Origin of the sequence: Paenibacillus ferrarius (assembly GCF_002027705.1) — a bacterium.
In the GTDB taxonomy this organism is placed as follows: domain Bacteria; phylum Bacillota; class Bacilli; order Paenibacillales; family NBRC-103111; genus Paenibacillus_E; species Paenibacillus_E ferrarius.
On sequence record NZ_MBTG01000011.1, the window covers coordinates 129,093 to 156,066 of the forward strand.

The window sequence follows — 26,974 nt, forward strand, 5'->3', positions numbered from 1 at the left end:
AGGTGAAAGCAACGAACTCGACCGATGTTATTTTGGAAGTGGACAATCTTCATGTCTCGTTCACCACGCATGGTGGAGAAGTGAAGGCGGTTCGCGGAGTCAGCTTTACGTTAAGGAAGGGAGAGACTTTGGCTATCGTAGGCGAATCCGGCTGCGGCAAAAGTGTCACAGCACGCAGCATGACGCGTCTTCTTCCCGAGCATAGCTCGAAGATCAGCCAAGGCAGCATCCGCTATAAGGGCAGGGAACTGACCAAGCTTAGCGAAAAGCAGCTGCGAGAGCTGCGAGGCTCGGAAATTTCAATGATTTTCCAAGATGCCATGACCGCCCTGAATCCCACCATCTCCATCGGTGAGCAAATTATGGAAGGGATCATTCGCCATCAGAAGTTATCGCGTGCGGAGGCACGCAAGCAAGCAGCGGAAATGCTAGGGCTGGTGGGTATTTCCAATCCTGAGATGCGCTTGAAGCAATATTTGCACGAATTTAGCGGAGGCATGAGACAACGGATTATGATTGCCATCGCAGCGGTGTGCAAGCCTTCGGTCCTTATTGCAGACGAGCCGACGACGGCGCTGGATGTCACTATACAAGCGCAAATCATTGAATTGTTCAAAATGCTGCAGAAGAAAACGGGTGTATCCATCATCATTATTACGCATGACCTTGGTGTTGTGGCGAATATGGCCGATCGAGTCAATGTGATGTATGCCGGTAAAGTCGTTGAAGCAGGGACGGTCGATGAGCTGTTCCACAATCCGCAGCATCCTTACACCAAGGGACTGCTAGCTTCCATGCCGCGTTTGGACACAGACAAGTCGCTGCCGCTTACACCGATTGCGGGAACACCTCCGGATTTTGCTCCGCCAGAAGGCTGCGCTTTTGCAGCGCGCTGCAGGTATGCCATGGAAGTATGCGGTGCCTACCAGCCGGAGCAGACAGCAGTATCGAGCAGCCATTCGGCGGCTTGCTGGCTTCAGGATCCGCGCGCTCAACTTGTATTCCAGCCGCCGATCAAGAGAAATATCTTGACGGCTCTAGGATAAATAAGACATTGAACAAAGGGGAGAAGTGCTCATGAAAAAAGTTTCAGCATTGCTAATCAGCTCCGTATTGGTCATCGGTACGTTGCTAGCCGGATGCAGCAAAGATCCAGGCGCCGGAACTCCAGAGTCCGGAGCCAAGCAGACAGAAGCAGCCAAAGAAGCGAAATCCAAAATCCTCCTTTATAACAATTTAAAAGAACCAACTTCCCTCGATCCTCCGAAAGGATTTGACCAAGTTTCTTATGACGTTGTCAACAATGCGTTTGAGGGATTGACGCGTCTTGGCAAGAATCAGGTTCCAGAGCCGGCGATGGCCAAAGAGTGGAAAGTCGCACCTGATGGGAAAAAGTACACGTTTACGCTTCGCGACGGCATTAAATGGTCCAATGGAGACCCGGTAAAAGCGGCTGATTTCGAGTATTCATGGAAGCGTCTGTTGGATCCAAAAACAGCTTCTGATGCGGCTTTCCTCGCATATCCTATTGAAGGAGCGGAAGCTTTCAACTCCGGCAAGGAGACAGTGGACGCTGTGAAAATTAAGGCTCTGGACGACAAGACACTAGAGGTTACTTTGACACAACCTGCTTCTTGGCTGGTCGGCATGGTTTCCAGCCCAGCGTTCTTCCCGGTGCATAAGGCTACTGTCGAAGGCAATGCCAAATGGGCAGGCGAAGCGTCCACGATTGTAAGCAACGGGCCGTTCAAAATTACGGAGTGGAAGCATGACAGCGAGCTGAAAATGGTGAAAAACGATCAATACTGGGATGCCGCCAACGTAAAGCTGACGGGCGTTACATTCAAAATGATCAATGATACCAATACCGCGTATCAGCTCTTCACTACGGGCGAGCTTCATACCACGGGCTCCATTCCGGCTGACATGAGCGATAAATTGTTCGCAGAAAATAAAGTGAAAGTGGAAGATGCCGCAGGAACTGCGTTCTACCGCTTTAATGTGAAAATGGCACCATTCAATAATGTTAACATCCGTAAAGCTTTCGTTGCGGCGGTAGACAGACAGAAACTTGTCGATTTGGTCTTAAAGCAAAAGCAGAAACCGGCAGACGGTTATGTATCGCCTGGGCTTAAGGACCCTGCGGGTGGAGACTTCCGCCAGGTAGGCGGCAGCCTGATCAAGTTTGATGCCGCCGAAGCGAAGAAGCTATTGCAAAAAGGGATGCAGGAAGCCGGATACACAACACTGCCTGAAGTTACTATGACTTATAACACGAACGATGTCTCTCAACGCATTGCTCAAACGCTTCAAGCTATGCTCAAAGACAATTTAGGCATCGATGTGAAACTGGCAAATAAAGAAGGCAAAGTGCTGACTACCGAGCAAAAGGCGCTGCAATTGCAATTGTCCCGTTCTTCGTTCCTTCCGGACTTTGCCGATCCGATCAACTTCCTGGACGGCTTCCAATCGACGAATCCGTTCAGCCGTACAGGGTGGGTTAATGCTTCTTACGATAAATTGATCAAAGACGCCTATGTAGAATCGGATGAGTCTAAACGCTACAAAATGATGCATGATGCGGAGAAGATTCTGATGGACGAAGCGCCGGTTCTGCCGCTTTACTTCTATAACTCCACGTACCTGCAAAGCGATAAATTAGAGGGCGTCGTTAGACACGCTTTTGGTTTCCTAGACTTCAAGTGGGCAGATTTGAAATAAAAGGATGATGAAGGGATGCACCTGTCAGGGGTGCCTCTCCCTTTTTTACATGCGGGAGAGGAGAAATTCAATTATGGCAGAGCTTATTAAACCTCGGCGGTTAAGCCCTGGCGATACGGTGGCTATTACGGCTCCGGCAAGTTGGGTAGACAAGGAGCAGGTGAAAGCGGCTTCACTCTACTTGGAGAAGATAGGCCTGCACGTTCGGCTGGGAGAGACTTTATCCATGCAGTACGGCTATCTTGCGGGAACGGATGAGGCGCGGGCTGGGGAGTTGAACGCCATGTTCGCCGATCCTGCCATTAAAGCTATCATATGTGCGCGCGGCGGTTACGGTACAGGGAGAATAGCAGATCTTCTGGACTACGAGCTTATTCGCGCGAATCCGAAAATTTTCTGGGGTTATAGCGATATTACCTTTCTGCATGCAGCGATCTCACGATTTGCGGGTTTAGTTACTTTTCATGGTCCTATGTTGATTGATCTGGGAAAAGATGAGGTGCACCCGCTAACGGTTCAAAATTATGAAACGCTCCTTCATCCTTCCGTACTGCGTTACACAGAAGCGATTTCCCCACTGCAAACGTTAGTGGAAGGGGAAGCTTTTGGACCTATTGTTGGAGGGAACCTCTCTTTGATCGTAAGTACGCTTGGAACGCCTTATGAGCTGGATACGAGGGGGAAACTGCTTTTTATTGAAGATATCGACGAAGAGCCATATAGATTGGATCGAATGTTAAATCAACTTAAGCTCGCTGGGAAATTGGCCGACGCGGCTGGAATCCTGATCGGTGATTTTAATAATTGCGTGCCGAATAAACGTAAAGTGTCGCTGACTTTGGAAGAGATTTTTAACGATCACATCGTTTCCGCAGGGAAGCCGACACTCTCTGGATTTAAAATCGGTCATTGTTCTCCGAATATTGCGATTCCAATGGGGTTAAGAGCACGAATGAGCACTTACGAGAAGGTGCTGGCATGTATGGAACCCGGTGTAGAGGCATAAGCTTACAGCTCAGGAGGCAGTAAATATGAATATTATTCAAAGTGTTGAAGTCATGCGGCAGTCGACTCCACTCATAAAACCTTTTAAAACAGCGCTGCGTACTGTCTACAAAACGGAATCTATTATTGTGCGGATTCAGACGAACGACGGCAGAGTTGGTTGGGGAGAAGCTCCGGCGACCATCGTCATCACAGGTGACAGTCTGGATAGTATCCATTCAGCTATCGTAAATACGTTCACACCCATTTTAATTGGTAAAAGCTTGCTGGCTTACGAACGCATTCTGCACGAGATTCATCAATCGATGATCGGGAGCAGCAGTGCGAAAGCGGCAGTGGATATGGCTGTCTACGATCTTGTCGCACAGAACTGTGGTCTCCCGTTGTACCAGTTCCTAGGAGGATATAAGGATCAGATTGAAACGGATTTCACGGTCAGCGTGAATTCGCCGAAGGAAATGGGAGAAGACGCGATTCGTTATGTACAAGAAGGCTTTAATGTACTGAAAATTAAAGTGGGTAAGGATAATCTCCAAGAGGATATCGAAAGAATTCAGGAAATCCGCAGATGCGTAGGCAGCGGCGTGAAAATTCGCATCGATGCGAATCAAGGATGGCAGGTGAAGGATGCCATTCGCACGATCCGCCGTATGGAGGATTTAGGGCTTGACATTGAACTGGTTGAGCAGCCTGTGAAAGCCGGGGATATCGAAGGATTGAAAATGGTTACAGATCACGTGGAAACTCCCATTATGGCGGATGAGAGTGTGTTTTCTCCCATTCAAGCCTTTGAGGTTCTGAAAAACCGCGCAGCTGATCTGATTAATATCAAATTGATGAAATCTGGCGGTATATACAAAGCACAGATCATTAATCACATCGCGGAAGAATTCGGTGTCGAGTGCATGGTGGGCAGTATGATTGAATCCCGCGTGGCTGTAACAGCTGCAGCTCATCTTGCTGCCAGCAAGAAAAATATTACGCGCTGCGATTTCGATGCGCCACTCATGATGCTTCAAGATATCGTGGTTGGAGGCGTGCAGTATGACGGAAGGATCATGACCTTCCCCAAAGCGGCGGGACTTGGTATTGTGGACGTGATCCACAGCCACCAAAGTGTAGTGGGATCATGAGCATACCCAAACGAAAGATGGTCGCTGTTTCTGTCGCAACGGTATGGACGAAGCCGGAATCTCCAAGGCCTATGGATGAGCTTGCACTCAAATATCCAGCCGAAATAAGAGAATGGCTGGGGCATATGACGCTTGAAGATAAGCTGGATCTATGTCTGGAGAACCGGGTGCAAACTCAGATTCTTTATGGTACTTGCGTTCTTGAAGTTGAAGAAGTGGCGAAAGAAGGCAAAAGTTGGAGCAAGGTGCTTATCCCGCAGCAGGGAACACGCAAAGATGCTTTAGGTTATCCAGGCTGGGTACCTAGCTGCCAATTAGTTGGCGAGGTGAAAGCCCTTGTCGACACGAAGAGAGCAGAAGTGATCTCCGATAAAGCTTGGTTGTATAAGAATTCGACCGAACGGTTGATCGAGCTGAGCTATTTGACCTCGCTTCCTGTGCTAGGGGAAACGGAAGCATGGGTGAAAGTGCAAACTCCGGAGGGGGAGGGGTATCTCAAGGCGAATGACATTCGCTTGATTGATGGTCCGATAGCTCCCCAAGATGGAGAAGTCCACATTGGACGGGGGATCGTGGAGCAAGGGAGGAGGTTCCTCGACCTGCCCTATCTATGGGGAGGAATGTCCTCTTTTGGCTATGACTGCTCCGGTTTTGCTTATGCCATGCACAGATATGTCGGCATTTTGATTCCAAGAGATGCCTCTGACCAAGCGAAGGAGGGAACTTTCGTTGACAAGGAACAGCTGGAACCGGGGGATTTGCTTTTCTTCGCTCATGAAGAAGGGAAGGGAGCTATTCACCATGTTGGGATTTACGCCGGAGACAATCAAATGATACATTCCCCTGAAACTATAAAAAGCATTGAAATTGTTGACTTGAGCACATTTAACCTGGCCAAAGAGCATTGCGTATCTAGAAGGTATTGGAAGTAATTGAAAAGCAAAAAGTTAAGCCGCAAGCAGCGGCTTAACTCCAATATTTATTTGCGCAAAGAAAGTATTAACTCGCGGACGCCGACGCATCTTCCGCTTTAAGAGGCTGGCGAACAATTTTCACATCATAGAAAGATATTTTGTTCGAGATGATATACGAAGGTGTCCCTCGATGGGCATGAGATTCACGGAAAGCCTCGCTTTTGGTCCACGCGTTGAAATCTTCTTTGGACTGCCAACGGGTTACAACACTCACTTCATCATATTCTTTGATGTTTTCCGTCAAGTGAACCTCCAGACCGAGAAAACCTTCCATATATTCGACTTTACCGATTTTATCAAAGCGCTCAATCAGTTTATGCGCCTCGCCTTTGGTGATGTGCGAAGTGTTCGTTACAATAATCATAGATAAATCCTCCTTGGGTTTGTATGTAGCCTTCATTGGGATAATGACAGGATAGTCTTCTTCGAATCTGACCTTGGCCTCAATGTGATATACGTCCTGTAAAAACTGGTCTGTCAATAATGTCTTTGGTTGACCAGACGCAACGACTTGGCCGCGCTTCATGGCAATCATATGATGACAGTATGCGGCTGCTTGCTGTAGATCGTGAAGCACCATGACAATCGTGAGTCGATACTCCTGGTTGATGGCCTGCAGCATATCCATCACTTCCAGCTGATGGGCAATATCGAGGTAAGTCGTCGGCTCATCCAGCAGGAGAATCGACGTTTTTTGGGCTAAGGCCATGGCAATGCGTACTTTTTGCTGCTCACCTCCTGATAAAGTATGAAACATCCGGTCACTGTGTCTGGCAGTACCCGTCATTTGCAGCGCCCAGTTTACAGTTTCATGATCATCTGCACTCAGACGGTCAAATATCCGTTTGTAGGGCGAGCGTCCATAAGCAACGAGTTCTCGGACAGTTAGTTCGGGAAGCTGATCTTTGGACTGGATCAGCATAGCTAAGGTTTGGGCGAACTGAGAGGCACTATAGGATTCGACCGGTCGTCCAGACACGCTGACGCTGCCTCCGTCGGGCTGCTGCAATCGGGCGATGATGCTCAGCAGCGTTGACTTGCCCGAACCGTTCGGGCCGACGATGGCAGTCATGACGCCAGGCGGGAACGAAACAGACAGGTCGTGCAGACCAAAGGATCCCAGGCTCAGCTCGATGTGGTTCGTTTCGATAGCGCTCATCCTGTCATCCTCCTTTTCTTGAGCAAGTATAAAAAGAATGGCGCACCTAACGCTGCCAGCAAAATACCGACAGGAAGCTCGATCGGATCGAAAGCGGAGCGCGCTATGGTGTCGGCAAAGACGACGAGTACGGCTCCGCCGGCAATGGATAACGGCAATAGAAAGCGGTAATCATCTCCGACCAGCAGCCGTACGGCGTGCGGGACCACCAGTCCGACAAAGCCGACCAAACCGGCGACGCTGACGGCGGCTCCCGCCAATAAGGAGGCGAGCAGAATCAGGAGGAAGCGCTGCAGCTCGACTTTCTGCCCGAGAAGTTTGGACGTATGCTCTCCCAGCATGAGCAGATTGGCGGGTTTGATTGCAAAAAGGGTCAGAACCAGCCCTGCCAGAGCATAAGGCGCCATGAACGATAAGTGATACCAGCTTCTGCCGCTGAGTCCTCCGGAGAGCCACGGGAGGACAGCTTGCACTCTTTCGCTGTAAATGACCATGAATCCATTGGTCGCAGCACCGATCAAGGCATTGATGGCGACGCCGGCCAGCACAATTTTGAGCGGTGAAGAACCTTTGCTCCAAGCCAGGAAATAGATGCAAACCGAAGTAACGAAAGAACCGGCAAAAGCTAATACCGGCAGAAGGAAACTGAGCTGTGGAAACACGATCATCGATAGAATGGCCGCCAGTCCGCCGCCGGCGGATACGCCGATGATGCCGGGATCAGCCAACGGATTTCTCATAACGCCTTGCAGAAGAGCGCCCGAGGCTGCCAAGCAGGCACCGACCAACAGCCCGATCAGAACCCTGGGAAGCCGTAGGTTCATCACGATTTTATGATGAAGCGGCTCGCCGGCAGAGGTGAATACCTGCCAGATGTCATGGAGTGTAAGAGGGACAGAACCGCTGGTCAAGCCATAGAACGTAACGGCAAGCAGGAGAAAGGGAGCAAGAATATATCCCCATTTGCGGCGAAAGCTGCGCTGCTGCAAGTTCATAGGCTACTTCACCGCAAGCAGGAGCTTATGCAGGATGTCCAGCGACTCGGTTACGCGCGTGCCCGGATTGGAACCGAAAAGGTCGGCGGGAAGCACTTCCACCCGGTTTTGCTTCACGGCATCCAAGGAGCTCCAGGCGCTGTTTTGCGACATTTCTTTCATAAAGCCTTCCTTCACTTGATCCGGGCTTGTGTGGCTCATCAGCAAAATAAGCTGGGGATTGGATTTCACAATTTTCTCCGTGTTTAACTGAGCGTATTGCGGGTAGCTTTCCAACTTCGGATAATCGGCGGCAATATTTTCTCCGCCCGCTTTGGTCAGAATGTCCCCGCTTAATGAATTGTTGAGCGCAGCCATATAGGTCCCGGGGGCGCCGTAAACGAGCAGTACTCTCGGTTTGGAAGTGCCGCTATCGGGTGTATAGGATCGCAGCTTCTCGTTAAGCAAGCTGACTAGTTCAGCAGCTTTCGCTTGTTTCTGTATAACCTGGCCGACAAGCTGGATTTGTTTCTTAATGTCTTCAATGGAATTGGCGGAAGACAAGACAACTTTGCTGCCAAGAGCTTCGAGGGAAGGGATATCCTTGCTGTTCAGCGGCTGGTTGCCGAAGATAACATCCGGGCTGAGGAGAGCGATCTTCTCCAAATCAATGCCGTGGGCGGACCCGACCTGCAAGGCTTTTTCGGCTTCTTTCACCCATACGGGCGAGGTGGATGTTGGTCTGCCGACAACTTCGCTGCCCAAGGCATAGACGATATCCAATTCACCGTTGCTGAGCGCTGCGATGCGTTGAGGGACCTTGGAAAAGGAGATGTTTCTTCCAGCAAAGTCTTGCACACTCACAGTCTGCGAGGCCGTCGTCGCAATGGATTCACCTGCGGGTTGGCTGCATCCAGCCAGCAGTAGAAGTGCTGCCATGGGCCATAAAAACGCCTTTTTCATCATGATGCTCCTTCTCCTGTGATTCATACAAAGTACAATGGGCTAATACGAGAGCCAATCTTGATTAAATCAAGATAATGATTCTCATTCTCATCATCAACTTTAATTGAGAATCAATCTCATTGTCAATACTTATTTTGGGAGAAATAACCAGATGGCGGAGACATTCATTTGTATTGAGATTTAATCGCTTTGTAAGACATCTTCGCAAAATAAGGTTGACATCCTTCGAAAAAGTGAGCTATTATCAACGCATTGGTAAAATTCAACAGTAAAACATACATATTTTCCAATCGAAGGAGGGATCGAAAGGGGAAATAACGAAAAGTGGATTGTTACAGGATGAGAAATCATCATTTTTTTTCAATGTTAATTGAGAATGATAATCATTGTCTTTTTTTGTTGAAACATTCAGAGGAGGAAATGTCCAACCATGAAGATAAAGTTCGTATTGCCCGTTGTTGCGATAGCCTTGTTCGGGCTGCTGCAACTAATTAGTCCAGCGAAGATCCTTGCTGCATCCGATTTGTCAGATGGCACCTACAAGATAGATTATCTGATCACCAAAGCGGAGAACGATTCAGCTTCAATGGCGAATGACTATTTTGAAAAGCCTGCTGTCTTGCAAGTTAAGAACGGGGCGGTGACGGCTGAAATTCAAATGAATCACAGCAAGTGGATCACGATTTTCAAAACCGCTATCGGTAGTGATTTTACTAGTGCGGAAGTCGCTAAAAGCGACAAAACGGAGGATACTCGCGTAGCTCGTTTCCAGATTGAGGATCTGAATAAACCGCTGCTTGCCAAAATTCATGTCACTGTACCAGATATCGACTATGATCACGATTACACGATCCGGTTTCTGTTTGATCTTAAGTCGCTTAAATCAACGGGAGGCGTCCAGGGGGCCGGGAAAGCGCAAGAAGCTGGGGGCAGCACAGCAGCAGCAGGTTCAACAAGTACGAGCCCGTTAGCCAAGCCTTCTTCCGGGATAACCCAAACGACTGTAAATACCGGACAGCAGAAGCCGGTCGTAAATCCGCAAACCGGTGATGATGCCCCAATCGCTATGTTTGCCGGCTTATTCCTTTTATCCGGTGTAACGATCATATACTTGATAAGAGGCAAACGGCGTCTGAAAAAACCAATCAAAACCATGGTAAGCGCGTCGGTGCTGATGGTATCTTTGCTTGCCTCCGGTCAAAACCCGGCGGTTTATGCGCTAGAACCTGACACAGGGGGCAGCAAGGCACCCCATGTCTCAGCGGTATCCACGAACCCTCAGGGGATTGCCGACGGGACCTACAGCGTGGCTTACGAATTTCATAAGTTCAATACGGAACAAGTTTCCGTCATGCAGGATTATGTGATAAACCCGGGCAAGCTGCTGGTGAAGAACGGCAAAATGCTTATGCAGATTACGCTGAAACAGAGCAAGGAGATTACGTCAATCAAGCTGGGAACAACCGGCAATCTGTCGTCACCGGAAATCATCGCAATGGATGAGCTCAAGAATACGCGTACCGTGCAGTTTGAAGTCCCAGATCTGAAGGCCAAAGTACAGGGATGGGTGAAAATTTATTGGCAGGTCAGTGCTACATTCCTTTATGACCACGAGTATGATGTGGATCTGATTATGGATCCGTCAACGCTCAAAGCCATTCCGGGGGAACCCCAGCCTGCGCCTGTCCAGGATGAGAAGGTTGTTTCCGGCTTGAAAGATATGACGAATCATTGGGCCAAAGCGGCTGTGGAGCAAGCTGTCAATCTTAAAATCGTGAACGGTTACGAAGACGGCACGTTTCATCCTGATGGTGAAATCAACCGTGCGGAGTTTGCTGTGCTCCTGAATCGGGCCTTGAAGCTTAAAGCGGCGTCCAAGCCGCTAAGTTTTACCGATAGCCAGAACATACCGGAATGGGCAAAGTCCGACCTGAGCTCCGCCACGGAATCCGGTTTGCTTGGCGGTTACGAAGATGGGACTTTTCGTGCCGATCGCACGATTACACGTGCGGAATTAGCCGTTATCGTTGTGCGTGCGCTGCAATTAAAAACAGATGTTAACGCGAAGCCGTTATTTACGGATGCAGCGAACATACCGCAATGGGCACAGGCTGAAGTCGCAGCCGCCTCAGAGTCGGGCATAATTAGCGGACGTGATCAGAACAAGTTCGCTCCCGAGGCGAGCGCGACAAGAGCTGAAGCCGTTAGCCTCGTAATGAAATTGATTCAAAAGAAGAGTAAGGAGTGATCCCTTTCGCATGCGCACGAGTAGATGGTTGAATGTTTCCGTAATAGCGATAGCCGTTCTGGCGTCAGGCTGTTCCGGCAACGATGCGACGAGGAATCTTACGGCGGATACCGGTTCCGGCGGTGCGGCGACTCAGACGTCAGTACCGCCGGAGAGCAAGTCTCCACGAATCATCTCGACAACGGTGGCGGTTACGCAGTTCATGGACGCCCTCGATCTCGATCTAGTCGGGATTCCGACGAGTGTTAAGACTTTGCCCAAGCGTTATGACAGTGTAACGAAAGTCGGAAATCCGATGACGCCGAATATGGAGATCGTCAAGTCGCTCGAGCCGACAGATGTGTTGTCGGTGACAACGCTGGAATACGATCTTGCTCCGGTTTTTAAGAACGCCAATCTCGCAGCCCGCTTTCTCGATTTTACGAGTCTGGAGCAGATGAATAAGGCCATTCTGGATATGGGCAGCAGGTTTGGGAAAGAGAAGCAAGCTGCCGCACTGGTGGATGGCTACAACGCCAAGGTTGAACAAATCCAGAAGCAAATTGCAGGAAAGCAGCAGCCGAAAGTGCTTATATTGCTGGGTGTCCCGGGGAGTTATCTGGTGGCGACAGAAAATTCCTATATCGGCGATCTGGTCAGGCTGGCAGGCGGCAAAAATATCGTAGCAGGCGAAAAGGTGGAGTACTTGGCTTCCAACACCGAATATTTGCAGAAGTCCAATCCCGATGTCATTCTGCGCGCAGCCCACGGCATGCCGGAAGAAGTCGTGAAGATGTTCGAAAAAGAATTCAAGAAGAATGACATTTGGAAGCATTTTTCTGCGGTGCAGAACGATAGGGTGTATGATTTGCCGGAAGAGTTATTTCCGACGACGGGGAACCTGGCTGTAGGAGAAGCTCTCGATGCTGCGGTTAAGATGCTGTTCCCTTAAACAGACCATGAAAGAGTACGAACAACTTGTGAAGGAAGCTGCTTGTGATGAATAAAAAAATATGGAGTATCTGGGGCGTTATTGTTCTTCTCATTGCCGTTTTTATTTACTCGGCCTGTACGGGGAGCATTAAGGTTAGCTGGATCGAACTTATTCAGGGATTATTTACAGGAACAAACAAGCAGGTAGAAGTCATCAGAGATTTGAGGCTGCCCCGGATCATAGTATCTTCGCTTGTTGGGGCGGCATTAGCCGTCTCCGGTGTTCTGCTGCAAGCCGTTATGCGCAGTTCGTTGGCGGACGCCGGAGTGATCGGCATTTCTTCGGGAGCAGGATTTGTTTCCATTCTCGTCATCTCGATCTTTCCCAATCTGTTTTTCTGGATGCCGCTATTGGCCTGCGTGGGGGGAGCTTTGGCTTGTTTTCTCGTTTATACTTTTGCGTGGAAATCGGGCTTGAATCCCATCCGTATTCTACTCGTTGGCATTGCTATCAATGCCACTTTCAGCGGCTTGGGGCAGTCGTTCAACTACCGGGGCAGCTACGCCGTAACCAGCATAAATCAGGCTGTAACCTCGATCTTTACGATGAAAAATTGGGGGGATGTCCGGATCATGCTGATTTACGGTTTGATCGGTCTCTTGCTGGCTTGGCTCACGAGTCCATGGTGCAATGTGCTGGGTTTGCAGGATAAATCCGCCCAAAGCGTGGGACTCCATGTATCCAGAGCACGTCTGTTGATTTCAATGATTGCCGTCCTCTTGGCAGCGGTTGCTACGGCCATCGGAGGCTTGATTGTGTTCGTCGGGTTGCTGGTGCCTCATATTGCCCGTTTGCTGGTCGGTTCCAATCATAAAATATTGATTCCGTTCTCAGCGCTTGCCGGAGCTCTGCTTATTTTGTCTGCGGACACGCTGGGCCGGACGGTTCTTGCACCTGCAGAAATTCCTGCGTCTATTATTATGACCGTTATCGGAGGTCCATTTCTCATATTTTTGCTTAGGAAAAGCGAGCGCGTTTATGGACGTTGAGCAGCCAAACTTCGCTTATGAACCTATGCGGAGGCGTTTGCAGTGGGAATGAATTGCAGGCTGCATTTGACGAAAAGAAATTTTTAGAAAAAATGATAAAAAAAGGGTTGACAAATTTTGCGGCTCATAGCTAAGATAGGGTTGTCGATAGATGGTGCACACATCTTCGGCAAGCTCACCGTGAAGAGACACAGATTATTGGCCTGATCAACGTGTCGAAGCCCAGAAGCTTTTTTTTTACAGCGTGATTGATAATGATTATCATTATCTGCACATATCGGATATTTTCGTGGCGTTCACGAGTCTTTGGTAGAAAGGAGGCTTGCGTAACAGCGCTGCTTCAAAGGTTTGAAAGTCCGCTTTGCACCAAATCAATCCGTTAGAAATAAAAAATTAAAAATAATGAAGGAGTGTTTCTAAATGAATTTGTCTATCAAAAAATCTTTCTCGATGATGATGTTGGTATTTGTCCTCGTTCTTGCTTTTGCAGTTCCAGCTTTCGCCGCAAGCAAATCCTATGAATTCTACTACAACGGGAGTGCCACTTCCCCTTACAACTCTCATGTTAGCGGATTTATTGTCGGTTCCGCGGACGTAACAGGAACAACGGTTACTGTCACTCTGACAGGCAATACCTATGGCGATTTGAAAGCGGACAACGGTTCCGGTACATTCGTTACTGCGTCCAAATCCATTAATAGCAGCGGCAACTCGGTATTCACTTTCACTAATTCCGACCCAACGGAAGATATTGATACTCAGCTTTACGTAAATGCCGGACCTCATTCGCAAACATATAATCTTACTATTCACTGGAAATAATACAGTGTCCAAGAGACGCTGATAAGTCAATGCGCCGAGGTGAAACGTGATCCATCCTGATCGCTTTCGCTTTGGCGCTTGCCTTTGCTCCAAGACCGAATAAGAAGGAGTGTACATAAAGTTGAAGAGCCATTTGAAACAAATCATGGCCGTATGGGTTTCGCTAGCCTTGTTCCTGTCCTCGCTTCTATCTGCCTTGTCTATCGATACCGGTACGGCAAAGGCGGCTGGTGCGATCCCGGACAACGATTACGCAGTTACCTACAGATATTTAAAAGACGGGGCGACCGATTCATCCGCTGCCAATATTTATTTGTCCGTACCAGGCTCAGGCAAGCTCATTGTGAAGGACGGGAGCTTGAAGTTCGAGCATCAAATTACGCAAAAATACTACAGCTATTTCAAATACATCGGTTTTCGCAAAGCAGGTTCCGCCAAGGCGGTAATTAATCCTGATACACAGCAAATTACAGGTTTGGACGGTTATCAGAATTACCCGGTCCGGGCTTCTGCCGACGGTTCGGGCAACTGGACTACGACAATTCCAATGGAGGATATTGTTAAGAAGCCGGATGTGCTTATGCATGTCGTTATCAAAGATGATCCTGAGTACCCCCCCGGATTTGTATACGATAACTGGTACAACGTTCAGCTGGAAATCGATACAAGCGGTTTGCCGGGCAATAACAACGCTGGGAATTGCGTCTATGCAGAGCAGCCCATTACCTTACCCCAACTGCAAGATTTGATTACTGTTTCCAAGTCCGTCTATGCAAGCACGTACGAAGGAACCGATTATGGAAATTATCCGGCAGGCTCCAAGCAGCCGTTGTATACGAACATTGTGCTCGCGGATAACTTTGTCGCTATGGGGAGCACGGCGCCTGAACTGGTGAAAGCCGTTTTTACTTCACTTACGGCGGCATTGAACACATTCCAGTACGAGGTTGTTTCGAAAGTAGATAAAAGCGATCTCCGCTCGCTCGTTCATACGGCTCTGAAAGATCAGGCGAGTATGCATGAAGCAGGATACGTGGAGTGTAAAGAGGGCTATAACTATCCTCCTGTCACACCAGGCGAATATACCAAAGGCTCTAAAGAGAGTACACAGCTTTATTTGGGTAAAGCGCAAACTGTGCTGTTGAACGTTTACGCGACAGCAGCTAATGTGACCAAAGCGATCAATCAGCTTAAAGGTTATACAAGCAATGAGTACGTTGTCTCCGAACCGGTTAAGCTGATCATCCTCGATTCGCTGAATCCGACATCGGCACCGTCGCAGAAAGCTCCGGAGATTGCCGGTACGGCTGATCTCATTCAACCAAGAGATAATAACAGCGAATATGTAAGAGCCAATCTCACATTCAATGGAACAGCGCCTTCCGAGGTGGTTCAGTCTACCCCTGAGGGATGGAGCCAGAACAATGGCGCGGGCTTCATGAAAGATGGATTGGATTATGCGAATGAAGCCAACCGGGCGCTGCTGCTTGCCAAAAGCTCCAATGCGCAAAAGAACGTATATCAAGTGCTCGTTCGCGGAGCAGCCGTTGACAATACGAAATGGGAAGGCCGCTCTTATCTTCGTTATAAGCTGAATGGTATAACGAAAGAAGTTTATATCAGCTACAACGGCAATCAGCTCGACGCCTTGAACAAAGTGGTTGGCGACACCCAAAAGTATGTCGATTCAGCGGTGGCGCTGCCTAACGCCGAGCAGACTTATGCGGCTGCCAAGTCGGCACTGCAAGCGAAGCTGGCTGCAGCCAAAGCAACGACGGCTAATTTGGCGGCACCCCGGACGCAAATAGAAGCAGCCAGTTCAGGATTGGCACAGGCGCTGGATGATTTTAAAGCAACGTCCGTCATATCTGTTCCAGGACCAGGCGATGGACCGTTAGCTGACGGTGTCTATCCGATCGGCTTCCATATTTACAAAAAAGGAACCAGCGAACCGTCGGTCATGTACGACTACGTCGTGGCGAGCAGCGGGAAACTGAATGTGGAAGGCGGTAACCAATACGTCTCATTTACCTTAAAGCAGAATGCAGAAATTCTCTCATTCAAGACGGAGAGAAAAGGCGCTTTGGTGGAAACTGACAAAATTAGCGAAGATACGGCTGCGAATACGCGCGTGATTCGTTTTCCAGTCAGCGATCTTGGCGCTCGCTTGAACGGCTGGGTCAAAATTTATTGGATACTCCCGCCGCCTATTAATGTGTATGATCACGAATATGAAGTGGAGCTGGCATTCGATAAGCCGGTTATTCCCGAAGATCAGCATGAGCTGAACTTCAGTGTCCTTCATGCGACGAAAGATGAATTCTCTTCGATGGATAAATATTTCGCAAAGCCGGGCAAGTACAGCGTGGGGAGCGGCAAGGTTAAAGTCACGCTGACGCTGAAAGACAGTACGATCGTCCCGAGCTTCAAAGTCGAGCAGAACGGCGTTTTGACAGAGACCAAAGTGATCAGCACGGATACGGCAGCGAATACGCGTGTGGTTCAATTCGAGACGGCCGACCTGACAACGCTGTTAAACGCACAAGTGCACGTTTCGACGAGCTTTAACGGTCAGCCTTACGAAATGGACCATAAAATCCGTTTGAAACTGTCCCCAACGGACAAAACTGCCTTGAACGCACTTATTGCTTCGGCACAAAGCAAGTTTGATGCGGCTGTTGAAGGAACGGAGGCAGGTAAATATCCTGCAACGGCCAAAGCAGCTTTGCAGGCAGCCATCGAGGCAGCCAAAGCTTCGGCCTTAAGTGCGACTGCTTCCCAGCAGGCGGTGGATGCAGCCGTCTCATCCTTGCAAAAAGGGATTCAAGTATTCCATGCTTCGATTGTTCTTGAAGAAGCCGACTATTTGATTACACTCCCGACTGCGATTAAAGACAGCACCGGTGCGCCTATCAGCAACTATGTGTCATCCGAGACCAAGTTAAAGGTGAGCGATGGCAAGCAGGTAGCGACATTTAATTTAAAAGACGGAGTAATCTTGAAAAAGATTCAAAAGAAAAAAGCTGACGGCGCCCTGGAAGATGTGCTTCCACAAGTTGCGGCTGCGGCTAAACAGAAGAACGAGGTTGCGATTCTGAGCGTATCTTCATTCAGCTTCGATGTGGATCGCACAACTAATTATTTGCTGACATTGGTTGGTGCCGATCAGACGGATCGGGTGTTCGAAATCGCTTTTGCAGAACTGGAGCCGACGAAAGTCAATCCCGGAACGGGAGGACCTGGGCCGGTTACACCGGTGAATGTGCACGGGATTTCGGACGGAACGTATAGTATTTCGTATAAGTTTCTGAAATACAATGCTTCGTCCACTTCTGTCATGCAGGATTACGTAGTTATACCAGGAAAACTGACGGTAAGCCGCAGCTTGATGTTTTTCGAGTTTACGCTTAAAAACAGTAAAGAAATTCCTGATTTCCAAATCGACAACGGCGGTGGCTTGTCTACACCGGAAGTATCTTCAACGGATGAGAAGAACAACACCAGAACGTATAAATTCAACGTCACCAATTTGGATGAGAAACTTCATGGATGGATCGATGTTAATTGGCCGGCTATGAATTATGTGCATAAATACGATGTGCATCTGGCTTTTGACAGATCGAGTTTAAAAGCTATTGCAGGCGGTGCCGCCCCAGGAGCTGGTGAGAAACCGCTGGCCACTCGGTATACCGCTGGTGAATATGTGCTGGAGTACGCGTTCAATGTTCGTGGTTCTGCCAAAAAGGCAGAAGTGGATGTTTATATGAAACATCCCGCGAAGTTCGTCGTCAAAGATGGCAAGAGCTATTTGCAAGTGACGGTGGCCAACAAAGAAGTGAAGTCGCTGAAGATCGATAATAATGGAACTTTGACGGAAGCGGAGATCGTATCGACGAACGCGAAAGACAATGAAAAAACGTTGCAGTTCCCGATAACGGATACCGACTCCAAAGTCATGGCGCAAATCACGACCCAAGGCCAATATTCAGGCGATTACAAAGTGGAATTCGTCTGGGACAGTTTCAGCATTAAGCCATATAAAGAGCAGCCAAAGGAAGTAGACGTGGTTAAGCCGCCGGTTGTTGCTGTCAACGTGTTCAGCGATGTTGAGAAACATTGGGCCAAAGCGCTCATTGAGCGCGCCATTAAGCTGGGATTGGTAAGTGGATATGAAGACCAAACTTTCCGTCCTGACAACCGGATTACACGCGCAGAGTTTGCTGTGCTGCTAAGCAGAGTATTGAAGCTGGAAGCGGGCAAAGAGCCGTTAAGCTTCACGGATGCATCCGATATACCGACGTGGGTGAAGCCGCAGCTTACTTCCATTATTAAGGCCGATATAATGAACGGTTATGAAGACGGCACCTTCCGGGCGGACCGGGATATCAGCCGTGCGGAACTGGCTGTGATCGTAACACGGGCGCTCAAGTTGAAAGTGGATGCGAACGCGAAGCCGAGCTTCGCAGATGTGGAGAGCATTCCATCATGGGCGCAAGCTGAAGTGGCGGCAGCTCATGAGCAGGGCATACTCAGCGGGAGAGACAACAATGTGTTCGCACCGAATGAAAGTGCCACACGTGCCGAAGCCGTCTCGTTAATTCTAGCTTTATATCATGAATAATAAGGTTTCTTGAACAGAAGCGGGGATACTGAAAAGGTATCCTCGTTTTCTCACCACAATAGAAAGTATACACAATAGAAAGTATAAGTTTTCGGTTCCCGAAAACGTCTTTCTATTTGGCGATAAAACCTACCTCTAGACGCGGTCGCTCATCCTCGAATGGCCTCGATAGAGGTTTTCTCATGAAACCGGACAGCAAAGGAAGTCATTGTTGAATGCATGTGCTGCGCAAAGCTTGGATAGCTGCAGCTGCAGCTGCTTGTCTGTATGCTGCTTTTCGATTGACCGCGATCGGTTGGGGATACTACGAAAACCGTAAAGTTTTAGCAGATATAAGCGATATATATAAGCAGGCTCAATCTCAGGAAGCGGGTCGTGCCCAGTCTGCAAGTGAAAGCGTCTACGGCAAAGATCATGAGACCGTCCAGCAAGTTCGGGTCGGTTTCGAAGCATTGTTGAAGCTGAACCCCGATTTCACAGGCTGGATTAAGTTGAAAGACAGCCATATCGATTATCCCGTTATGCAGGGGGACGATAACGAGACGTATCTAACCCGCAATGCGAAGGGCGAATCTTCTAGCGCCGGCAGCATTTTTATGGATTACCGCAATGACCCGAATACGGAGCAGAGGCATCTTATTCTCTATGGCCATCGGATGAAAGATGGCACGATGTTTGGCGATTTAAAGCATTTTGTGGATGAGCCCTATTATCTGACGCATCGTCAATTTCGCTTCGACACCTTGACGGCTTCCTATGTGGCCGAGGTGTTTTCGGCTTATTATACGACGACTGATTTTAATTATATCGAGACGGATTTTGCCGATGATGAGGCATTCCTTCGTTTTTCGGAGAGTATTCAGGGGAAATCTCTATTTGCCAGCGATATGACATTGACTTCCAAAGATCGCATCCTGACATTGTCAACTTGTGACTATCTTCTGGATCCAGTGAACGGCCGCTTTGTCGTCCATGCCCGTTTGAAGCGATTGGACTGAATGGCATGTGGGAGACGAATAGTGTGTTTATGACGAAGGAATTGTGAATCCCAGTCATAGGGAAAAGGGTGACGAGGTTTTCCGTAAGCCAAATTTAGGATATAAGCGTCGATAGATGATAGGGTTTATAATTCCATGTGGAATGAAGAGGTTTCCAGATCAGATCAGATCAGATCTGATCTGATCAATTCAGTTCAATTCAGTTCAGTTCGCCCGAGCGTAAAAACCTGCGAAAATACAGGAATTTCCGGGCGAATTCGGTTAAAAAGTGGAAATGCCTGCGATTGTGCAGGCATTTTTATCTTTTTCAGCCGATCATCCAGAAAAAGCCTCGAAAGCCTGCACAAACGCAGGAATTTAACAGTTGAGGCTCATCCAAGAGTAAAAAAGATGCATAATTGCAGGTTTAGAGCAAGCAACTGGAGCTAGAGGTCAGAGAAAGTAGAAGACTCGTCAAGAGATGATCAGAACCTGTAACAGCTATAATGAAATATTTCCTGCACACTCCGCAAAGATCTCCTGCCTCGCCTAAAAGTATGAAACGCATGAAGAAATTTTAGGGAGTCGAGCACGTTTGGAAAAGAGAAAGAGATCAGGAACATTGGTGATTAAGCAAGCAAACTTGGGTGAACAGCTCTTTCCACATTTCCAGCGAGACAATCGGTAGTATTAAAATGTGACAAACTGTATATATGAAGGTTTATGTTTCTGCTAACAACGAAATCGCGATCAATGTTCAAGGTTGCGAAAAATTCTATCAGGCGAAGGCTCATCTGAAAATCTAACAACAGGAAGCTCCTTCAACAACGCAGCATGGAGCGATGTGAAAGTAGGTGCGACTTCCGGAACGGAAACAACTGCAAAACGCCGATTCAACAGGTGTAACTGTGGTTAATGACATATGACACTTTGGAAAGGCGAATGATGACGAAATGCAACTTGTTGGTATGACAAGTTCCTTGCCATACTTGGATTTAGCCAGACGTTATGTGGGCTAAATACGATTCAAGGAGAAATCATTCATGAAGAAAACGATTTGCACCACCAGTCTTGCGGCCGTTCTACTATTATCTACTACGGTAGTTACCGCATGTACCGCACCCAGTGGCGTATCCCCGACACCTGCTGCAACTGAGAAGGTCAGCTTGGAAGGACCTCGAGATGCCAAGGAAATAGAGACATTTGCAGATGGCGTTTTTGCGGAGAAGATGAAGAAATTTAATACCGTTGGTTCTAATTTCGTGGTCGTCACGGATGGGAAAGTGGTGCTTAGCAAAGGTTACGGTTATGCGGACAGGGAAAAGAAAATTCCAGTAGATAAAGATACGGTTTTCCAAATTGGTTCCGTGACAAAGTCATTCACGGCATTGGCTGCCATGCAGTTGGTCGATAAGGGGAAAATGGATTTAAAACACGATATTCAAGAATACTTGGGAGGAATGAAGGTTCCGAATACAACGGGCAAAAAGCTGACGATGTTTGATCTGCTTACTTATTCAAGTGGCGTTGATTTGCCGGATATCGTCACGGATATGTCTACAGAATATGTGAATAAGGATATTTCAATGAAGGAGTACCTCGCTTCGCATATGCCAACTGTTGTCAGACCTCCGGGAGAAGCGTACACGTATGACAATTTTGGATTTTTGCTAGCGGGATATGCCGTAGAGAACGTAATGGGCATGCCATATTCTCAGTATATGGAGAAAAATATTTTCAAACCGTTGGGCATGACTTCGACGAATGTACGTTTTACCCCTGAACTATTAGGCAGAATGTCTGCTCATTATGGACCCAAAGGCGAGCTGCTTCCCCTGAATGGGTTTGCTCCAACAGAATGGCCTCAAGGCAGCATGGTCTCGACAGCAGATGACATGGCGAAGTACCTCATTATGCATTTGAGCAAAGGAAAGTATGATGGTAAAGAAATCGTGAGCCAAAAGGGCATGGAACAAATGCAAACCTATCAATTGTTTGCTGATAAGACGATTCCGATCACAACGATTGGATTTGAAGGCTATTTCCAAGAAAAGATGAATGATCAGCATGTCATTCTCAAAGGAGGGAATGTTCCAGGGCATTCTTCTTTGGTTGCTATTCTGCCAGAGAAGAATACAGCATTGTACATGTCCTACAGCAACGACTCCATGATGAGTCTTGACGTGTATGAGGAATTTATGAATCATTATTATCCGAGAAAAGCAGAAACTCCAAAGCCAACCTACGCGACAATCAATGAGCAGCAAGCCCAAGATTACGTGGGATTATACCAAAACACGCGTCTTGCTGCCATAAGGACTCAAGTTTCATATTCGGATGGGAAATTAGTTTTGGAGACAGGAACTACTGGCAAGCATACGCTGAAAATGATCCATCCTTTATTATTTGAAGATGAATCAGGGATTAAATTGACGTTTAATAAAGATGAAGCGGGCCATATTGCCTATTTGTATTACATGCATCCCGCAATAGACATCGTAGCTTATGCGCAAAAAGTTAACATTAGTTCACCATTTTCTGATGTACCTGCGGATAGCAAATATAAGTCATATATTAATAATCTTCATGCTTTGAAAGTCATGAGCGGAAAATCAGCCAACCTCTTCGATCCCGAAGGAACGATGACACAGAAAGAATTCTCAGAAGTGCTGCTGCGTGCTCAAGGGTGGCAGAACATGCCCTACGCGGTTGAGCCGAATAAGAAGCAGATGATGACAGGACTGCCTGATTATCAGCCGAATTCGCCTATCACTAGACAAATGGCGGCGGTCATGATCCAAAACCTGAAACATGCTGCGCCTGGAACTAATGTCAAATTGAGTGGCGAAACGGATTCTTGGGCAGTTGAAGCCATCACGGCTCTTGTTTCCCAAGGTATCATAGATCCGGATACGAAGATAAAAACAGACGCTTCCATAGACTTCCGTTCCAAGCAGCTTCTGAAGCGTCAAGAAGCCAGTGCGTTGTTGGATCAAGCTTTTGATTACTATTCCTTGCCGATCATCCATCGTTGAGAACGATTATCGGTATACTTGGGGCTTCGCAATCTTTTTTCGCGAGGCTCTTTCTTTTTATAGCAATCGGATTTATAGTAATTGTGTTCTCTGTGCAGAAAATGGATACTTGCAATAAGCTTTAAGGAGACATGAGCCGATGATTCGTGTAATGCTTGTTGATGATGAAGAAGATTCGCTGGATTTGTTGGAAATTTTGCTCGGACAAATTGGAAACATTCAGGTAGTTGGAAGGTATATCAATCCGATTCAAGCGATTAAAGCTTTGGGCAAATCACATGTAGATGCCGTGTTCCTGGATATTCATATGCCGGGAATGAAGGGCACGGAAGCTGCCAGAAAAATCAGAAGCATGATCCCTCAAATGCCGATCATATTCACAACAGCATATGCGGAATACGCGATTGAAGCGTTTGAAATTCAATCGACTGACTACCTGCTGAAGCCATTTACGAGAGATAGATTGCAAAACACGGTTGCGCGTATTAAATCGTTATCCGATTCCATCATTCAGGCACGTCAGCACGAAAGCATGACCCCAACCGTCTATTGTTTGGGAGGCTTCCATATTGGATTGCCAGGTGACGCGAACAAGGTGCTGACGTGGAAAACGAAGAAGGAAAAGGAGCTTTGCGCATTTCTCATTCATTATGCAGGAAAATCGGTGAATACGGCATCAATTATTGAGGCGTTATGGCCGGGGTACGATCTGAACAAGGCAAAAACGTATTTGTATACGTGCCTGTCCTATTTAAGGAGAAGCTTGGCGGAACATCATATTCCGATCTATATAAGCAAAGCGGATCAAGGATTCGTCGCTGTATTGGACGGGGCCACGGTCGATGTAACCGAATTTGAGCAGCTGCTGAGCAGAATCTTGGCTGAAGATGTACTGGATGAAAGGACTTACGGCAAAATGAACCAGAAGTACACTGGCGAATATATGGAAGCTTGCGATTTCAGTTGGGCCACCGCCAGACAGTTGGAGATCAAAGCCTCGTATGTTCGCGCGCTCCGTAAATGGTACGCGTATTTCCAAAGTCAGAGCAATCCTATACTTGCGGTGGACAGCATGCAAAAGCTGTTATCGCTTGCCCCTGATTCCGAGATCGACGGACGCGAGTTGATCAAGCTGCATCTGAAGATGAGCAATCGAAATGAGGCGCATCGAGTCTGCTTGCAATTGGAACAAGCGGTGCGCGTTCAATTGGGAGCAGAGCTTGAGGAAGAGACATTGCGGCTATTCCAACAAACGAAAGAGCAAGTCCAATGAGAAAAAAAGTTGCGGCAGCGCTTATCACGTTATCTCTGTTGATTGCAACCTATGGGCTTTTGTTAAGCTATTTCTCTTTCCATAAAATGCCAATGCCTGTAGCGGCGAATGGGGCTATGGACTTAACCGCTTGGCAATTCGAGGAGGATGGAGTCGTTCGGTTGGATGGACAGTGGGAGCTGTATCCGGATCAACTGCTTACTCGCCAGCCTTCGCTCTCTTCTGCTGCAACAGGGGGATTAACGCCTGAGATGATTCAGGTCCCCGGATCATGGTTAAAACAGATGGATGCGATTGACATGGCGACCTACCGATTACAGATCCAGATCAGTGATGCAAGCGCGGTGTATGGATTGAAAACAGCGTCTGTCCTGATTTCCAATCGACTCATCGTCAATGGTCAAATCGTCGGATCCAGCGGGAATCCTGCAGATAAGCAGCATTACTACGCGCTTAACAAACCGTATGTCAGCTATTTCACGTTGCAGCCGGGCTGGAATGAAATTCTGGTTCAGGTGGCCAACTATGAATTTCGTGTAGGCAGCGGGATTGGCGAATCGCTTCTCTTGGGCAAGGCTGAGCAAATTGCCGTGCTTCGCGATCGAGCGACAGCTCATGATTGGATCGCGTTAACCGCCTTCCTGATCATGGGATTATATTTTATCGGATTGTTTTCTCAACGAAGAAACGATTATTCTCTTGCGGTATTTGGCATCGTTTGTGTATGTATTGCTGCATTTACAAGCGTCAGTGGTGAGAGAGTACTATTTGATGCGGTCGGTCCGTTTCCGTTCTGGCTTTATTTCCGAATCCAGATGGTTTCGACAGTTGGCGTAGGCGTTGGATTTTTCCTATATATATATACCGCTTTCAGGCCCTACTGCTTTAAATGGCTCACTCGAGGCGGGCTGGCCACAGGAGTGATACTTGCCCTGCTGCATATCGGCTTCGCCTCCCAGCTTACAACAGGACCGCTTCGTCAATTGACGTCGTTTTACGTTACTTTCGCGTTGCTGTATGCAACATATGTATTCGTATATACGGCCTTGCACAATGTAGCGGGCAGCGGGTATTTGGCAGTGGCGGCAATGGCGTTGAACGCGCTGGTGCTGAACCAGAATATGAACGTTTACTTCGGCGTGCCGATCTATTCGCTTGCGCCGGTTGAACCTTTTCTTGTTCTGCTGATGCTTGCGCTCTTGATGTCGCTCCGGTTCTCGAATGCTTTCCAAAAAATTGAGGAGCTGTCCGGACAATTGATTCAAGCAGACAAGTTGAAAGACGATTTTCTGGCCAGAACCTCGCATGAATTCAAGACGCCGCTTCACGGCGTGATGAATATTTCCCGGTCCATGCTGGACGATGCCATGCATCCGCCAACTGCCGAACAGCGGGAAAAGCTTCAGTTGATTACCGACATTACGAGGAAGCTTTCGCAGCTTGTGTATGACATCTTGGACTTATCCAAGCTGAAGCTGGGTGAACTAAGAATCATTCCAGCGCCGATCGATGTTCGTTCAGTCGCTGAGGTGCAAGTGCGCTTCTATTCCTATCTGTGCACGGAAAGCCATATTCAACTGGTCAACCATGTGCCTGCACAGCTGCCATCGGCTTATGCCGATGAAATCCGTCTGAGCCAGGTTATTGGTAATTTGCTGGACAATGCGATCAAACATACGGAGAGCGGAATGATAGTCATTACTGGGAGGGAGCATGAAGGCAGGCTGGAAATTGCGGTGCACGATACAGGCAAAGGCATCGACCCCCAAGACATTCCATTCATTTTTGAACCATTCAAATCGTTCGAGGGAGATCAGCAGCGCGGCTTCGGATTAGGACTACCGATCGCGAAGCAACTGGTCGAACTGCAAAAGGGTGCGCTTTGGGTTGCTTCCACACCTGGAGTCGGTTCGACCTTTACATTCACTCTTCCGATCGCCGATCAGCGAAGAGATTCAACATTGCCGTTGTCCTATTCAAGTCCACAGGTCATGCCAAGGGAAACTGAATATTCCTTCGTTACGCCTTATCACACCAATCAGAGCGGCAAGCATACGGTTCTTATTGTCGACGATCAGTACGTGAACTTGAAAGTTTTATTGGACACGCTTCGAGTCCTCGACTATCGCGTGATTGCCGTCAAAAATGGGTACGAGGCGCTGGAGCAGATTGATCAATCGGGCAGAATTGATCTCGTCATTCTCGATCTGATGATGCCGGGCATGTCTGGCTATGAAGTGTGTCAGGAGATTCGCAAACGATACTCGCTGCTGGAACTGCCTGTTCTGATGGTGACGGCAGCCATTCAACCCCAAGATAAGGTGGCCGCATTCCAAGCGGGGGCAAACGATTACTTGCCGAAACCGTTTGATCTGGAGGAGCTTAGAGCAAGAATCGGCAGCTTGCTCGCGATGAAGGAATCGCTCAGTCGGGCGGTCCACATGGAAGTGGCATTTTTGCAATCGCAGATCAAACCTCACTTTTTGTATAACGTGCTGAACAGTATTGTGGCATCAAGCTATAAGGATTTGGAGCGATCACGGAAGATGATCACCGATCTTGCTGATTACTTGCGAGGAAGCTTTCGGTTCAGCAACGCGGAGAGAAGCATCGGGTTTGCAGAAGAATTCAGCCTCATTCGAACGTATGTTGAGATTGAACGAGCCCGATTCAAAGATCGTATTCGCTTCGAATATGATATCGCAGAAGCTGCCTATGGATTGCGCATGCCGCCGCTTCTGTTGCAGCCGCTTGTAGAAAATGCGATCCGTCACGGCATCGGTGATCGCATTGAAGGCGGTACGGTAACGTTGACGGCGGAAGAGTCCGATGGAAAATGGCGGTTCGTCGTAGCCGACGACGGCGTCGGGATCGCACCTGAACGAGTGAAGACGCTGCTTGAACGATCCGGAACAGAGGAGCCGCAAGGGGTCGGCTTACGGAATATTAACAAGCGGTTGAAATACGAATATGGCATTTCACTGGAGCTGGAAAGCGTACCAGGACGTGGTACGAGAGTCACTATATGCATCCCTGCTTCGTCGGTTTAACAGCACTATGCCGATTTACCTAACAGGTTCTCATCGATTTCAGATGGGGCCTGT

The 26,974-nt window shown here is 48.2% G+C and carries 17 protein-coding genes; 14 read left to right on the forward strand and 3 right to left on the reverse strand.

Annotated features, from left to right (window positions below):
- Positions 1 to 2: 2 nt before the first annotated feature.
- From BC351_RS12995 to BC351_RS13015, 5 genes are all read left to right on the forward strand, one after another.
- Entirely contained in the window at positions 3 to 1,046 is a 1,044-nt protein-coding gene (locus BC351_RS12995) for an ABC transporter ATP-binding protein (RefSeq protein ID WP_079412590.1), read from the forward strand.
- 31 nt (positions 1,047 to 1,077) lie between these two features.
- The gene (locus tag BC351_RS13000) at positions 1,078 to 2,721 is read left to right on the forward strand and encodes a peptide ABC transporter substrate-binding protein (protein WP_079412591.1); all 1,644 of its coding nucleotides are present in this window, start codon (positions 1,078 to 1,080) and stop codon (positions 2,719 to 2,721) included.
- 73 nt (positions 2,722 to 2,794) lie between these two features.
- Complete coding sequence (locus tag BC351_RS13005) at positions 2,795 to 3,727, forward strand: S66 peptidase family protein (RefSeq protein ID WP_079412593.1); 933 nt, start codon at positions 2,795 to 2,797, stop codon at positions 3,725 to 3,727.
- 25 nt (positions 3,728 to 3,752) lie between these two features.
- A complete protein-coding gene (locus tag BC351_RS13010; RefSeq protein ID WP_079412595.1) occupies positions 3,753 to 4,859 on the forward strand; it encodes a dipeptide epimerase in 1,107 nt (368 codons plus the stop codon).
- Positions 4,856 to 5,791 carry a C40 family peptidase gene (locus BC351_RS13015; RefSeq protein ID WP_079412597.1) on the forward strand — a complete coding sequence of 312 codons (936 nt, stop codon included), beginning with the start codon at positions 4,856 to 4,858 and terminating at the stop codon, positions 5,789 to 5,791. Before BC351_RS13010 ends, BC351_RS13015 begins: the two co-directional genes overlap by 4 nt.
- Positions 5,792 to 5,858: 67 nt before the next feature.
- Here the strand turns inward: BC351_RS13015 and isdG are convergent, their stop codons facing one another.
- The 3 genes from isdG to BC351_RS13030 are packed head-to-tail and all read right to left on the reverse strand — an operon-like array spanning position 5,859 to position 8,929.
- Positions 5,859 to 6,992: a heme oxygenase gene (gene isdG, locus BC351_RS43890; RefSeq protein ID WP_079412599.1), complete on the reverse strand. Its 1,134-nt coding sequence runs from the start codon at positions 6,990 to 6,992 to the stop codon at positions 5,859 to 5,861.
- Positions 6,989 to 7,987, reverse strand: coding sequence for a FecCD family ABC transporter permease (locus BC351_RS13025; protein ID WP_079412601.1), 999 nt, complete (start codon positions 7,985 to 7,987; stop codon positions 6,989 to 6,991). Before BC351_RS13025 ends, isdG begins: the two co-directional genes overlap by 4 nt.
- A 3-nt stretch (positions 7,988 to 7,990) precedes the next feature.
- Positions 7,991 to 8,929, reverse strand: coding sequence for an ABC transporter substrate-binding protein (locus BC351_RS13030; RefSeq protein ID WP_079412709.1), 939 nt, complete (start codon positions 8,927 to 8,929; stop codon positions 7,991 to 7,993).
- Between the two features lie 433 nt (positions 8,930 to 9,362).
- Here BC351_RS13030 and isdC point away from each other — a divergent pair, with 433 nt between their 5' ends.
- The 9 genes from isdC (at position 9,363) to BC351_RS13075 (ending at position 26,920) form a co-directional block, all read left to right on the forward strand.
- Positions 9,363 to 11,180, forward strand: coding sequence for a heme uptake protein IsdC (gene isdC, locus BC351_RS13035; protein WP_079412603.1), 1,818 nt, complete (start codon positions 9,363 to 9,365; stop codon positions 11,178 to 11,180).
- A gap of 10 nt (positions 11,181 to 11,190) precedes the next feature.
- Positions 11,191 to 12,111 carry a heme ABC transporter substrate-binding protein IsdE gene (gene isdE, locus BC351_RS13040; protein WP_079412605.1) on the forward strand — a complete coding sequence of 307 codons (921 nt, stop codon included), beginning with the start codon at positions 11,191 to 11,193 and terminating at the stop codon, positions 12,109 to 12,111.
- A gap of 47 nt (positions 12,112 to 12,158) precedes the next feature.
- A complete protein-coding gene (locus BC351_RS13045; RefSeq protein ID WP_079412607.1) occupies positions 12,159 to 13,142 on the forward strand; it encodes a FecCD family ABC transporter permease in 984 nt (327 codons plus the stop codon).
- 420 nt (positions 13,143 to 13,562) lie between these two features.
- The gene (locus tag BC351_RS13050) at positions 13,563 to 13,964 is read left to right on the forward strand and encodes a hypothetical protein (protein ID WP_079412609.1); all 402 of its coding nucleotides are present in this window, start codon (positions 13,563 to 13,565) and stop codon (positions 13,962 to 13,964) included.
- A gap of 121 nt (positions 13,965 to 14,085) precedes the next feature.
- On the forward strand, positions 14,086 to 18,585 hold the full coding sequence (locus BC351_RS13055) for an NEAT domain-containing protein (protein ID WP_079412611.1): 4,500 nt from the start codon (positions 14,086 to 14,088) through the stop codon (positions 18,583 to 18,585).
- Positions 18,586 to 18,800: 215 nt separating this feature from the next.
- Positions 18,801 to 19,583 carry a class B sortase gene (gene srtB / locus BC351_RS13060; protein WP_079412613.1) on the forward strand — a complete coding sequence of 261 codons (783 nt, stop codon included), beginning with the start codon at positions 18,801 to 18,803 and terminating at the stop codon, positions 19,581 to 19,583.
- Positions 19,584 to 20,605: 1,022 nt separating this feature from the next.
- Positions 20,606 to 22,597 carry a serine hydrolase domain-containing protein gene (locus BC351_RS13065; protein ID WP_079412615.1) on the forward strand — a complete coding sequence of 664 codons (1,992 nt, stop codon included), beginning with the start codon at positions 20,606 to 20,608 and terminating at the stop codon, positions 22,595 to 22,597.
- A 139-nt stretch (positions 22,598 to 22,736) separates the two neighbouring features.
- Positions 22,737 to 23,870 (forward strand): response regulator, encoded by a 1,134-nt coding sequence (locus tag BC351_RS13070; RefSeq protein ID WP_079412617.1) that lies wholly within the window; start codon positions 22,737 to 22,739, stop codon positions 23,868 to 23,870.
- On the forward strand, positions 23,867 to 26,920 hold the full coding sequence (locus BC351_RS13075; RefSeq protein WP_079412619.1) for an ATP-binding protein: 3,054 nt from the start codon (positions 23,867 to 23,869) through the stop codon (positions 26,918 to 26,920). The genes BC351_RS13070 and BC351_RS13075 overlap by 4 nt, the downstream gene beginning before the upstream one ends.
- Positions 26,921 to 26,974: the final 54 nt, after the last annotated feature.

Bases quoted from the DNA above. Each gene is read 5' to 3' on its own strand.
- BC351_RS13000 (WP_079412591.1), top strand. From the start codon at position 1,078: ATGAAAAAAGTTTCAGCATTGCTAATCAGCTCCGTATTGGTCATCGGT.
- BC351_RS13005 (WP_079412593.1), top strand. From the start codon at position 2,795: ATGGCAGAGCTTATTAAACCTCGGCGGTTAAGCCCTGGCGATACGGTG.
- BC351_RS13010 (WP_079412595.1), top strand. From the start codon at position 3,753: ATGAATATTATTCAAAGTGTTGAAGTCATGCGGCAGTCGACTCCACTC.
- BC351_RS13015 (WP_079412597.1), top strand. From the start codon at position 4,856: ATGAGCATACCCAAACGAAAGATGGTCGCTGTTTCTGTCGCAACGGTA.
- isdG (WP_079412599.1), bottom strand. From the start codon at position 6,992: ATGAGCGCTATCGAAACGAACCACATCGAGCTGAGCCTGGGATCCTTT.
- BC351_RS13025 (WP_079412601.1), bottom strand. From the start codon at position 7,987: ATGAACTTGCAGCAGCGCAGCTTTCGCCGCAAATGGGGATATATTCTT.
- BC351_RS13030 (WP_079412709.1), bottom strand. From the start codon at position 8,929: ATGAAAAAGGCGTTTTTATGGCCCATGGCAGCACTTCTACTGCTGGCT.
- isdC (WP_079412603.1), top strand. From the start codon at position 9,363: ATGAAGATAAAGTTCGTATTGCCCGTTGTTGCGATAGCCTTGTTCGGG.
- isdE (WP_079412605.1), top strand. From the start codon at position 11,191: ATGCGCACGAGTAGATGGTTGAATGTTTCCGTAATAGCGATAGCCGTT.
- BC351_RS13045 (WP_079412607.1), top strand. From the start codon at position 12,159: ATGAATAAAAAAATATGGAGTATCTGGGGCGTTATTGTTCTTCTCATT.
- BC351_RS13050 (WP_079412609.1), top strand. From the start codon at position 13,563: ATGAATTTGTCTATCAAAAAATCTTTCTCGATGATGATGTTGGTATTT.
- srtB (WP_079412613.1), top strand. From the start codon at position 18,801: ATGCATGTGCTGCGCAAAGCTTGGATAGCTGCAGCTGCAGCTGCTTGT.
- BC351_RS13065 (WP_079412615.1), top strand. From the start codon at position 20,606: ATGAAGAAAACGATTTGCACCACCAGTCTTGCGGCCGTTCTACTATTA.
- BC351_RS13070 (WP_079412617.1), top strand. From the start codon at position 22,737: ATGATTCGTGTAATGCTTGTTGATGATGAAGAAGATTCGCTGGATTTG.
- BC351_RS13075 (WP_079412619.1), top strand. From the start codon at position 23,867: ATGAGAAAAAAAGTTGCGGCAGCGCTTATCACGTTATCTCTGTTGATT.